At 70.5% G+C, this 11,864-nt stretch carries 10 protein-coding genes; 4 read left to right on the forward strand and 6 right to left on the reverse strand.

All coding sequences use genetic code 11. From position 1 onward, the window contains the following. Positions 1 to 28: 28 nt before the first annotated feature. Together P7644_RS11585 and P7644_RS11590 are read right to left on the reverse strand one after the other, a co-directional pair. On the reverse strand, positions 29 to 1,381 hold the full coding sequence (locus P7644_RS11585; RefSeq protein ID WP_404299263.1) for a 3-deoxy-D-manno-octulosonic acid transferase: 1,353 nt from the start codon (positions 1,379 to 1,381) through the stop codon (positions 29 to 31). Positions 1,382 to 1,401: 20 nt separating this feature from the next. Next, positions 1,402 to 2,790 carry a phosphomannomutase/phosphoglucomutase gene (locus P7644_RS11590; protein WP_404299266.1) on the reverse strand — a complete coding sequence of 463 codons (1,389 nt, stop codon included), beginning with the start codon at positions 2,788 to 2,790 and terminating at the stop codon, positions 1,402 to 1,404. 130 nt (positions 2,791 to 2,920) lie between these two features. Between P7644_RS11590 and P7644_RS11595 the strand changes: the two genes are divergently transcribed. The 4 genes from P7644_RS11595 to P7644_RS11610 all read left to right on the forward strand — a co-directional run bounded on the left by P7644_RS11595 (position 2,921) and on the right by P7644_RS11610 (position 6,704). Continuing rightward, a complete protein-coding gene (locus P7644_RS11595) occupies positions 2,921 to 3,616 on the forward strand; it encodes a hypothetical protein (protein ID WP_404299269.1) in 696 nt (231 codons plus the stop codon). Positions 3,617 to 3,689: 73 nt separating this feature from the next. Then, on the forward strand, positions 3,690 to 5,183 hold the full coding sequence (locus tag P7644_RS11600; RefSeq protein ID WP_404299271.1) for a DNA-3-methyladenine glycosylase 2 family protein: 1,494 nt from the start codon (positions 3,690 to 3,692) through the stop codon (positions 5,181 to 5,183). Positions 5,184 to 5,244: 61 nt separating this feature from the next. Further along, a complete protein-coding gene (locus tag P7644_RS11605; RefSeq protein ID WP_404299273.1) occupies positions 5,245 to 5,790 on the forward strand; it encodes a methylated-DNA--[protein]-cysteine S-methyltransferase in 546 nt (181 codons plus the stop codon). Continuing rightward, on the forward strand, positions 5,787 to 6,704 hold the full coding sequence (locus P7644_RS11610) for a DMT family transporter (RefSeq protein ID WP_404299274.1): 918 nt from the start codon (positions 5,787 to 5,789) through the stop codon (positions 6,702 to 6,704). The genes P7644_RS11605 and P7644_RS11610 overlap by 4 nt, the downstream gene beginning before the upstream one ends. A gap of 94 nt (positions 6,705 to 6,798) precedes the next feature. Here the strand turns inward: P7644_RS11610 and P7644_RS11615 are convergent, their stop codons facing one another. The 4 genes from P7644_RS11615 to P7644_RS11630 form a co-directional block, all read right to left on the reverse strand. Next, entirely contained in the window at positions 6,799 to 8,694 is a 1,896-nt protein-coding gene (locus P7644_RS11615; protein WP_404299276.1) for a propionate--CoA ligase, read from the reverse strand. Between the two features lie 324 nt (positions 8,695 to 9,018). Then, positions 9,019 to 9,630: an isochorismatase family protein gene (locus tag P7644_RS11620; protein ID WP_404299278.1), complete on the reverse strand. Its 612-nt coding sequence runs from the start codon at positions 9,628 to 9,630 to the stop codon at positions 9,019 to 9,021. A 27-nt stretch (positions 9,631 to 9,657) separates the two neighbouring features. Next, a complete protein-coding gene (locus P7644_RS11625; RefSeq protein WP_404299280.1) occupies positions 9,658 to 10,770 on the reverse strand; it encodes a PQQ-dependent sugar dehydrogenase in 1,113 nt (370 codons plus the stop codon). Positions 10,771 to 10,906: 136 nt separating this feature from the next. Next, positions 10,907 to 11,821, reverse strand: coding sequence for a LysR family transcriptional regulator (locus P7644_RS11630; RefSeq protein ID WP_404299282.1), 915 nt, complete (start codon positions 11,819 to 11,821; stop codon positions 10,907 to 10,909). Positions 11,822 to 11,864: the final 43 nt, after the last annotated feature.

An 11,864-nucleotide genomic window follows, 5' to 3' on the forward strand; every position in this document is an offset into this window, starting at 1 on the left:
TTTTTGTCACATACCGGTTTGCGCCGCGTCAAGAAGACGGCCCGCCCGATTGCCTGAGCGCCCGGTTCAGCTGCTGCTGCACGGCCAGGGCCGTGGCATGGGCCGCGCCGCGGTGGGCCTGGGTGAAGGCCTGGCAGCGCCCGGCCCGCTCGGCGTGGCGCGGCCCATCCTGCGCCAGTGCGGTGGCGGCAGCCACGCCCGCGGCCATGTCGGCCACGCGCTCGGCGGCGCCGGCGGCTATGGCCAGGCGCGCGGCCTGGTCAAAGTTGAAGGTGTGCGGCCCCATGACCAGGGGGCAGCCGCAGGCCGCGGCCTCGATGAGGTTCTGGCCCCCGAGCGGCGCAAAGCTGCCGCCCAGCAGCGCCACATGGGCCATGCCGTAGTACAGGGGCATCTCGCCCAGCGAATCGCCCAGCCACACGTCGGCCTGCTGCGGGCCATGGTCCCACTGGCTGCGCCGCGACACGCGCAGGCCGGCGGCCTCGCACAGACGCTGCACCTCGTCAAAGCGCTGGGGGTGGCGCGGCACGAGCAGCCATTGCACGGCCGCATTGACTTCATTTTTAATAGCTGTTTGCGTTTTATCAACGGGCGCTGGAGGCCATTTTTGCCTCAAAACTTCCAGCCACATCGCCTCCTCGCCTTCGCGCGTGCTGGCCAGCAGCACCACGGGGCGCCGGCACGCCTCGCGCCAGGCGCGGCCCCGGGCCTGCTGCTCGGGCGAGGGAACGACGTCGAATTTGAGGTTGCCGAACACGCCGGCCACGGGCGCACCCACATCGCGCAGGCGCACGGCGTCCTCCTCGGTCTGGGCCCAGACGGCCGCCAGGCCCGCGTAGGCCGGGCGCGACAGCCAGGCCAGGCGGCGCGCGCCGGCGCGAGATTTTTCATTCAGGCGCGCATTCGCCAGCACCAGCGGCACCTGCTGCGCGCGGCAGCCGGCGACGAGGTTGGGCCAGATCTCGGTCTCCATCAGGATGCCGATGGCCGGACGAAACCGGCGCAGAAAGCGCCGTACGGCACCGGGTGTGTCCCAGGGCTGCCAGACCTGCAGGTCGCCGCTGTGCAAGAGTTTTTCCCCCTCGGCGCGGCCCGTGGCCGTGCCATGCGTGAGCAGCAGGCGCATGCCGGGCAGCTGGGCGCGCAGCTCCTGGAGCAGGATGGCGGCGGCGCGCGTCTCGCCCAGGGACACGGCGTGTATCCACACCAGCGGCCCGCCCTGCCCGTCCATGGCCGGCGGCCCTGGATAGCGGCCGAAGCGCTCGGGCACGGCCTGGGCGTAGCCGGGCTCGGTGCGCGCGCGCCGGCGCAGCTTGCGCAGCAGCAGCGGCTGGGCCAGCCACAGGGCCAGGCTGTAGAGCGCGAGGACGAGCCGCTGCATGGCGCGCTGCGCAGCGCTCGTCAGTGCGCCGCGCCGCCGACCTGGGCGCCGGGCTTGACACGCTCCAGCAAGGCCAGCATGGCGGATTCGATGCGCCGCAGCGCCTCTGGCGTGTGGCCCTCGAAGCGCAGCACCAGCACCGGCGTGGTGTTGCTGGCGCGGATCAGGCCAAAGCCATCGGGCCAGTCCACGCGCAGGCCGTCGATGGTGCTGATGCGGGCGGGCGCGGCAAAGGCGCCAGCGGCCAGCGCCTGCAGCTCGCCGGTCAGGCGATGCGGCTCGCCCTCCTCGCAATGCACGTTGAGCTCGGGCGTGCTGTGGCTGCTCGGGAGCTGGTTCAGCACGGCGCTCGGGTCGGCGGCTCGGCTCAGGATCTCCAGCAGGCGGCAGCCGGCATAGGTGCCGTCGTCGAAGCCGTACCAGCGCTCCTTGAAGAAGATATGGCCGCTCATCTCGCCGCCCAGCGGCGCCTGCAGCTCCTTCATGCGCGCCTTGATGAGCGAATGGCCGGTCTTGTACATCACCGGCTCGCCGCCCGCGGCTTCAATGGCGGGCGCCAGGCGCTGGGTGCACTTCACGTCGAACAATATCGGCGCGCCCGGCACGCGCGACAGCACATCCTGCGCAAACAGCATCATCTGGCGGTCGGGGAAGATGTTCTGGCCGTCCTTGGTGACTATCCCTAAGCGGTCGCCGTCGCCGTCGAAGGCCAGGCCCAGCTCGGCGTCGCTGCTCTGGAGGGCCGCTATCACGTCGCGCAGGTTCTCGGGCTTGCTCGGGTCCGGGTGGTGGTTCGGGAAATTGCCGTCCACCTCGGAAAAGAGTTCCACCACCTCGCAGCCCAGGGCGCGGAAGATGGCGGGCGCAGAGGCCCCGGCAATGCCGTTGCCGCTGTCCACGACGATCTTCATGGGGCGGGCCAGCTTCACATCGCCCACGATGCGCTCGCGGTAGGCGGGCAGCACGTCGGCTTGCCGCACGCTGCCGCCGTCCTGCGGCTGCCAGGCCTGCTGCTCCATGGCCCGGCGCAGGCCCTGGATCTCCTCGCCATGGATGGCGCGGCCGGCCAGCACCATCTTGAAGCCGTTGTAGTCCTTGGGGTTGTGGCTGCCCGTCACCTGGATGCCGCTATGGCACAGCGTGCTGGCGGCAAAGTACAACATGGGCGTGGTAGACATGCCGATGTCGATGACCTCGATGCCCGCGTCCACCAGGCCCTGGATCAGCGCGCCGGCGAGCGCCGGGCCCGACAGCCGCCCGTCGCGCCCCACAGCCACGACGCGCTCGCCCTGCGCCCGCGCCGCCGTGCCAAAGGCCCGGCCCAGGGCTCGGGCCACGTCTTCATTGAGCGTGCTCGGCACGATGCCGCGGATGTCATAGGCCTTGAAGATGGCGGGGGAAAGCTGCACGGTAAACCTGGGGTGGGAACGGAAACCGGCGATTGTAGGCGGCACATTCCTGTCACGGCGGGCCACTAGACTCCACGGTTTGGGTATCGCAGCCGCGCCCCGCAGGCTGCGCCACCACTCCAAGGATTCCATGCATCGCCTGACGCTACCGCTCTTTACAACGGCCGCCCTGCTGACCGGCAACGCCCATGCCGCGCGCCCCATGAACACGGACGACGCCCGCATCGTCGATGCCAAGGCCTGCCAGGTGGAGAGCTGGGTCAAGCGCCCCAAGGGCCATACCGAATTCTGGGCTCTGCCGGCCTGCAACTTCAGCGGCAACCTGGAGCTAACCATGGGCGGCGCACTCACGCACCGGGATGGCGGCACGCACACCAGTGCCCAACTGCTGCAAGGCAAGACCCTGTTCAAGCCACTGCAGGCCAATGGCTGGGGCCTGGGGCTGGCGGCGGGCATGCAGCGCGACCCGGGCACAGAGGCCGGCGGCGGACACGACCTGTATGCCTACGTGCCCGCCAGCTTTTCCTGGAACGACGACGCGGTGGTGCTGCACACCAACACCGGCTGGCTGCGCGAGCAGGGCCAGCGCCGCAACCGCTTCACCTGGGGGCTGGGCACCGAAATCCAGCTGCACGGGCGCACCTGGCTGATGGCGGAGACCTACGGTCAGGGCTCGGACAAGCCCCTGGTGCAGCTGGGCCTGCGCCACTGGCTGGTGCCGGAGCGCGTGCAGATCGACGCCACGTACGGCAACCGCATCGGTGCAGGCAGCCAGCGCTGGTTCTCGCTGGGGCTGCGCCTGCTGACCCCCGCCTTCCTGCCCTGATTGCCCGGGGCTGCGCGCAGGCGCATGTCCGAAAACGGCGAGCCTGCACCCGGGCGCGGCCTATCATGCGGCCATGTCCTCCGATTTCCGCGCCGACGATGACGACGCCCGCTACCTGGCCCTGCAGGCCCGCGATGCGCGCTTCGACGGGCGCTTTTTCACCGGAGTGACCTCCACCGGCATCTACTGCCGCCCGGTCTGCGCCGTACGCACGCCGCGGCGCGAGAACTGCCGCTTCTTTGCCCTGGCCGCCCAGGCCGAGAGCGCCGGCTTTCGCCCCTGCCTGCGCTGCCGGCCCGAGCTGGCGCCGCAGGCCGCGCCCTGGTCGGTACAGGACGCATCCAGCATCCTCGTGCGCCAGGCGCTGCGGCTGCTGGATGCGCCCGAGGCCTGGGGCGAGCCCGAGGGCGGCCCGCTGGTTGCCCAACTGGCGGCGCGCCTGGGCATCAGCGACCGTCACCTGCGCCGCATCTTCGAGGCCGCGCTGGGCATCTCGCCGCTGCAGTACCTGCAGACACGGCGGCTGCTGACGGCCAAGCAGTTGCTGACCGACACGCGCCTGCCCGTCACCCAGGTGGCGCTGGCCAGCGGTTTTGCCAGCGTGCGGCGCTTCAACGCGGCCTTCTGTGCGCATTACGGGCTCAACCCGACGCAGCTGCGCCGCCAGGGCGCATTGCCCGATGCAGGCGAAGGCGGCCACCCGGTGCGCCTGGGCTACCGGCCGCCGCTGGACGCGGCGGCGCTGCTCGGTTTTTTTGCGGCGCGCCGCATCCAGGGCCTGGAAGAAGTCGAAGGCTTGGCGCTGCGCCGCACGGTGCGGCTGGCCCATGCCGGCATGGTCTACACAGGCTGGCTGCAGGCGCGCTTTGACCCGGCCCGCGCGCAGCTGCTGCTGCTGGTGAGCGACGGCCTGCAGCCCGTGCTAGCGCCGCTCATCGCCCGCGTGCGCGCCCTGCTCGACCTGGACGCCGACCCCCAGGCCATCAACGCCGTGCTGCACCCCTTCTTCCCGCGGGGCGACGGCCTGCGCGTGCCCGGCGCGCTCGACGGCTTCGAGCTGGCGGTGCGCGCCGTGCTCGGCCAGCAGGTCACGGTGGCGGCGGCGCGCACGCTGGCCGAGCGGCTGGTGGCGCGCTTCGGCGCGCCCGTGGAGACGCCCTGGCCGGGGCTTCATCGCCTGTTTCCCACGCCCGCGGCGATGGCAGCGGCCGAGGGCGACGCGCTGGGCCGGCTCGGCATCGTGCACCAGCGCCAGGCCGCCATCGTGGCGCTGGCGCGGGCCGTGGACCAGGGCCGCCTACCGCTGCACGCCAGCAGTGACCTGGACACCACCACGGCCGCACTGCGCCAGTTGCCCGGCATCGGCGACTGGACGGCGCAGTACATCGCCATGCGCGCGCTGCGCTGGCCCGACGCCTTTCCCGCCGGCGACGTGGCGCTGCACAAGGCGCTGGGCGTGCAGGGCCTGCGCCAGCCCGCGCGCGCCGCGGCCGAGGCCGCCCAGGCCTGGCGCCCCTGGCGCAGCTATGGCGTCATCCGGGCCTGGGCCGAACTATCAAATAAGTAGCTGCTTGCGCTCGCTCCACCTGCGCAAACACCCCATTTCGCGTTTAATCGAGGAAACCACCATGCAATTCCCCGCCGACACGGTGCAAAGCCGCACCGCCACCCCCCTGGGCGACGTGCGCCTGGCCGCCAGCGCGCGCGGCCTGGTGGGCCTGTGGTTCGACGGCCAGCGCCACCTGCCGGCGCGGCTCGACGGCCCGGACTGCTGGCCCAGCAACGGCAGCCACCCCGTGCTGCGCGCGGCGGCCCAGCAGCTGCGGCAGTACCTGGCCGGCACGCGCGCAGCGTTTGATCTGCCGCTGGATTTATCGGGCGGCACGCCCTTCCAGCAGGCCGTGTGGCAGGCGCTGCGGGCCATCCCGCGCGGCGCCACCACGAGCTACGGCGCGCTCGCGCGCCAGATCGGCAGCCCCAGCGCCGTGCGCGCCGTGGGCGCGGCCGTGGGGCGCAACCCCGTCAGCGTGATCGTGCCCTGCCACCGCGTGCTGGGCAGCGGCGGGGCGCTGACGGGCTACGCCGGCGGCCTGCCGCGCAAGGTGGCGCTGCTGGAACTCGAGGGCGTAGCACCGCCCCACACCACCCCGCAACCCTTGCCCGCCTTTGCATGAGCCACACACACCTATCGGCCAGCGCGGCCGCCCCACATCACGCCTGGGTGGGCGAATTCATCCTGCTGGCCAGCCTGTGGGGCGCCTCGTTCCTGTTCATGCGCCTGGGCGCGGCCGAGTTCGGGCCGCTGCCCACGGCCGGCATGCGCGTGCTGCTGGCCACGCTGTTCCTCTGGCCCATCTTGCTGCACCGCGGCGAATGGCCGGCGCTGCGGCGCCACTGGCGGCCGGCGCTGCTGGCCGGGCTCATCAATTCGGCGATTCCGTTCGCGCTGTTCGCCTGGGCCGTGATGCACATCGCCACCGGGCTGACCTCCATCCTGAACGCCACGGTGCCGCTGTTCGGCGCGCTGGTGGCCTGGCTGTGGCTGGGCGACCGCATCGGCCGGCTGCGCTGGCTGGGCCTGATGTTGGGCTTTGTCGGCGTGGCGCTGCTGGCCTGGCGCGCGCCGGCGGGCGTGGGGCTCAAGAGCGGCCAGGCGGGCTGGGCCATCGCCGCCTGCCTGCTGGCCTCCACCTGCTACGCCGTGGCCGCCAGCTACGCCCGGCGCTATCTTGTCGGCATACCGCCGCTGGCCACGGCCACGGGCAGCCAGCTGGGCGCGGCCCTGGGCCTGGCCCTGCCGATGTGGTGGGCCTGGCCGGCCCAGGCGCCCAGCCTGCGCGCCTGGGCCGCCATCGTGGCGATTGCCGTGCTGTGCACGGGCATTGCCTACATCCTGTACTTCCGCCTGATCGCGCACGCAGGGCCCAGCCGGGCGCTGGCCGTGACCTTTCTGGCGCCGGTGTTTGCGGTGTTCTATGGAGTGGTGTTCCTGAACGAAAGCGTCACGCCCTGGATGCTGGGCTGCGGCGCCGTCATCGTCTGCGGCACGATGCTCTCGACCGGTCTTGTCAAGGGCTGGCGGCGCTGAAAGCCCACCGTTGAGGAATCGGCAATAAAAAAGCCCCCAGCGCCCGTGCAACAAGCGCTGAGAGCTATCAAAACAGAAGCTACCCAGGCGCTGATCAGCCCAGCAGCTCCTTGATCTGTTGCAGTGCCACCGGGTCTTCCATGGTGGTCAGGTCGCCGGTGTCGCGGCGCTCGGCCACGGCCTGCAGGGCGCGGCGCAGCAGCTTGCCGCTGCGCGTCTTGGGCAGCAGGGACACGAAGACCACGCGCGCGGGGCGGGCCACGGCCCCGAGCTGCGCATCCACCTGCTTCATCACCTCGCCCTCCAGCTTCAGGCGCGCCGCGTCGTCCACCAGGCCCGAGGCATCGCGCGCCACGGCAAAGGCCATGGCCACCTGGCCCTTGAGCGGGTCGGCCACGCCGACCACGGCCACCTCGGCGATGTTGGGGTGGCCGGCGATGCATTCCTCGATCTCGCGCGTGCCCAGGCGGTGGCCGGCGACGTTGATCACGTCGTCGGTACGCCCGAGGATGAAGTAGTAGCCATCGGCATCGCGTATGCCCCAGTCGAAGGTGCTGTAGATCAGCCGGCCCGGAATGCTCTTCCAGTAGGTGTTCACGAAGCGCTCGTCGTTGCGCCACACGGTCTGCAGGCAGCCCGGGGGCAGCGGGCCTTCGATGGCCACCACGCCCTTCTGGTTCGGCTCGGTCAGCTCCTGGCCCGTGGCCTCGTCGATGAGCTTGACGTTGTAGCCATACACGGCCTTGCCGGGGCTGCCGAAGCGCGAGGTCTGCTGCTGCACGCCATTGCACAGCGTGAGGATGGGCCAACCGGTCTCGGTCTGCCAGTAGTTGTCGATGATGGGGATATTCAGCGCGCCGCTGATCCACTGGGCGGTGGGCTCGTCCAGCGGCTCGCCGGCCAGCCACAGGGCCTTGAGGCTCTTGATGTCGTACTTCTTCAGGTACTCCGGGTCCTGTTTTTTCAGCACGCGCACGGCCGTGGGGGCCGAGAACATGTGCGTGACCCGGTATTTCTCGACGATGCTCCACCAGATGCCGGCGTCGGGCCGCACGGGCAGGCCTTCGTAGAGGATGGTGGTCATGCCCGCCAGCAGCGGGCCATAGATGATGTAGCTGTGGCCCACCACCCAGCCGATGTCGCTGGTGCAGAAGTAGGTGTCGCCGGGCTTGGCCTGGAAGATGTGGCGCATGCTGGCCGCCAGCGCCACGGCGTAGCCGCCCGTGTCGCGCTGCACGCCCTTGGGTTTGCCCGTGGTGCCGCTGGTGTACAGGGTGTAGCTGGGCTGGGTGGACTCGACCCACGCGCAGGGCACCTGCACGCCCAGGTGCTGCTCGCGCAGCGCGGCCCAGTCGTGGTCGCGCCCGGCACGCATGGCGGCGGGGGCCAGGCCCCGGTCCACCATCAGCACCGCCGCCGGCTTGTGCGCCGACAGCTCGATGGCCTCGTCCAGCAGCGGCTTGTAGGGCACGACCTTGCCGCCGCGCGAACCCGCGTCGGCGCTGACGATGACCACCGGCTCGGCATCCTCGATGCGCGAGGCCAGCGACGAGGAGGCAAAGCCGCCGAACACCACCGAGTGGATGGCGCCGATGCGCGCACAGGCCAGCATGGCGAAGGCAGCCTCGGCGATCATGGGCATGTAGATCAGCACGCGGTCGCCCTGCTTCACGCCCAGCGCCTGCAGCACCGCCGCCATGCGCTGCACCTCGGCGTGCAGCTCGGCGTAGCTGTAGGCGCGCTCGGTGTTGGTTTCGGTGGAGATGGCCACCAGCGCGTTCTGCTGCGCCCGCTCGGCCAGGTGCCGGTCTACCGCGTTGTGGCACAGGTTGGTGGTGCCGCCGACAAACCACTTGGCAAACGGCGGGTTGTCGTACTGGCAGACCTGCTGCGGTGGCTGCTGCCAGTCGATCAGGCGGGCCTGTTCGGCCCAGAAGGCGTCGCGCTCGTCAATGGAGCTGCGGTGGAAATCCGCGTAGTTGGCTGCCATGGTTCAGTCTCCTTGGAGTGCGTCGCGCCAGCATGGCGCAGCAGGGTGGCTCTCTAAAATTCATAATTATTCATGCCGCGCTTGCGGGAAGCTGACGCTGCCGGAGCCTGCAGCTCATTTGAAATTAATAGCTGTCAGCGCTTGCCTATCAAGGGCTAGTGTCGCGTCACTGGTCAGATGTCGAAGGCTGCGCATCGCCATCGGATCGCAGCGCAAGGCGCATTGCGCAGCCAATACCGAGCGTATTGGCAAGCGATGCAACGCAGCGATGCGATTCGAGGGCCAGCGCAGACCGACAGATGACCGGTGACGCGACACTGAAGCTTATTTAACGTAGGCCAGCATATCCTTGAACGCCGGATGCTCGCAGCTGCGCAGCCATTCGAAGGCCACCATCTCGGTGGTCACCAGCTCGGCGCCGGCGCCGGCCAGGCGGTCGAACGCCGCATCGCGGTTGCGCTCGGTGCGCGAGCTGCAGGCGTCCGTCACCACCCAGACCTCGAACTCGTCGGCCAGCAGGTCCAGCGCCGTCTGCAGCAGGCACACATGGGCCTCGCAGCCGGCGATGACGATGGCGGGGCGCTCGTCGGCCTGCTGCTCCTGCTCGCGCGCCTTTTGCAAATGCCGGGGCAGGCTGCGCGCGTTGCCGCCCTGCGGCTTGGCCGGCGGGCGCAGCCATTCGCCCAGGCCTTCCTCCACCGCGCTGAAGTGCATCTTGGACAGGGTGCGGCGGCACAGGGCGCGCAGCGCGGCGTCGTTGGGCCCCAGGCGCGAAGGGTTCTGCTCGGTGCCCCAGACGGGCACCTGGACCAGGCGGGCGATCTGCGCCAGCTTGATGGCGTTGGCCAGCGCGGCCTGGCCTTCAAAAATGGCGGGCATCAGGCGTTCCTGATAGTCCACGAGCACGAGTTGGGATTCGGAGGCGTCAAGCAGCATGTCGGTTGGTGTTCAAAGGTCGGGCGGTCATTGTCGCAGGCGCAGCAGCTGCCCGTCAGGGCTGTCGGTGAGCAGGTAGAGCCAGCCATCGGGCCCCTGGCGCACGTCGCGGATGCGTGCGCCCAGGCCATCGAGCAGGTACTCGTCGCGCACCACGCGGCCCTCGTGCAGCTGCAGCCGGTGCAGGCGCGCGAACTTGAGCGAGCCGAGAAACAAGCTGCCGCGCCACTCCGCGCCGTAGCGGTCGCTGGTGAGAAAGGCCATGCCCGAGGGCGCGATCGACGGCACCCAGTAGTGCAGCGGCTGCTCCATGCCGGCCTTGGCCGTGCCCTCGCCGATCTTGCCGCCGCCATAGTTCTCGCCGTGGGTGATCACCGGCCAGCCATAGTTGCGCCCGGGTTCCGGGCGGTTGATCTCGTCGCCGCCCTGCGGGCCGTGCTCGTGGAGCCACAGCCGGCCGTCCGGCCCCCAGGCGGCACCCTGGGGATTGCGGTGGCCCCAGCTCCAGATCTCGGGCAACGCGCCCGCGCGGCCGGCCAGCGGGTTGCCGGCAGCGGCGCCCCCCGTGGGCGCCAGGCGCACGACCTTGCCCAGGTGGTTGTCCAGCCGCTGGGCGTCGTCCTTGCGTTCGAAACGCTCGCCCAGCGTGAGGAACAGGTTGCCGTCCGGCGCCTGCACGATGCGGCAGCCAAAGTGCAGCCGGCTCGCCACCTTGGGAACCTGGCTGAAAAGCACTCGCACGTCCTGCAGCGCCGGCGCATCGGGCGCCAGCGTGGCGCTGGCCAGGGCCGTGCTGTTGCCGCCGCCCGCCGCCGCGGGTTCGCTGTAGCAGAAAAAGATGCGCCGGTTGCGCGCGAAGTCCGCATCGGTGATCACGTCCAGCAGCCCGCCCTGCCCGCCCGCCGCCACCCGCGGCAGGCCGGCCAGCGGTGGATTCAGGCGCCCGCCGGGCTCGACCACACGCAGGCGGCCGGGCCGCTCGGTGACCAGAAAGCGCCCATCGGGCAGAAAGGCCAGGCCCCAGGGATGGTTCAGGCCCGAGGCCAGGACCTGCACCGACGCCTGGCTGCGCGCCGCCACGGGCGGCACGGGCGCCGCCTCTTGCGCCCGCACGCGGGTGCCGGCAAGCGCCGCAATCACTATGCAAACAGTAGCTATCCGCGCTTGATTAGCGGGCGTTAGAAGCACTTTTGGCAAGTAATTCATGGAGCGACTCCCCAGGCGCCGCCTTCGGTGCCCTGCCCTGGCATTGTGCGCAGGCGGGGCACCCTCCCGCTCATCCGGGTTTATGCGGCGCCTCCGGCACCAGCCGCCCGGCCTCCTTCTGCCCCACTTCCTTCAAAAAGCCCCACACGGCCTGCATGCGCGCCAGGTGCTTGGCCTCGGCCGGCATGCTCATCCAGAAGGTGCGCGTGAACTCGGCCTCCTGCGGCAGTACGCGCGCCAGGATGGGGTCGCGGTCGGCCAGGAAGGCCGGCAGCACGGCCAGGCCGGCGCCGGCACGCACGGCCTCGTACTGGGCGGTGATGCTGGTGCTGCGCAGCGCGAAGCGCTCGGGCGGGTAGAGCTGGTCGATGAACTGCAACTCCTTGGTGAACAGCAGGTCGTCCACGTAGCTGATGAAGTCGTGGTGGCGCAGGTCCTCGCGCCGCGCCACCAGCGGGCGGCGCGCCAGGTATTCGCGCTGGCCGTACAGGTAGAGCCGATAGTCGGCCAGCCGGGTGACGATGACCGAGCCGCGCTTGGGGCGCTCCAGCGAGATCACGATGTCCGCCTCGCGCCGGCTCAGGTGCAGCATGCGCGGCAGCGCCAGCAGGTCGATGGACAGGTGCGGATGCCGCTGCGTGAGCCGTGCCAGCTGCGGCGCCAGCACCACCGTGCCAAAGCCCTCGGACACGCCCACGCGCACTAGGCCCGACGGCCCGCTGCTGGCCGCATTCGCCGGCGAGGCGCGCTCCACGCCCAGCACGGCGGCCTCCATGGCCTCGACGGCGGGCAGCAGCTGGCGGCCGGCCTCGGTCAGGCGGTGGCCCGCGGCCTCGCGCGCAAACAGCGGCGCGCCCATCTGCTTTTCCAGCGCCTGGATGCGCCGCGCCACCGTGGTGTGCTCGACGCCCGTGCGGCGCGCGGCGGCGGCCAGGGTGCCGCAGCGGGCCAGCTCCAGAAAGTAGCGCAAGTTGTCCCAGTCCATGGCGATGTGCAAATTTGCATTCAACAAACCGGGCATTTTCTCT

The organism is Alicycliphilus denitrificans (assembly GCF_044792555.1).
In the GTDB taxonomy this organism is placed as follows: Bacteria; Pseudomonadota; Gammaproteobacteria; order Burkholderiales; family Burkholderiaceae_C; genus Alicycliphilus; species Alicycliphilus denitrificans_A.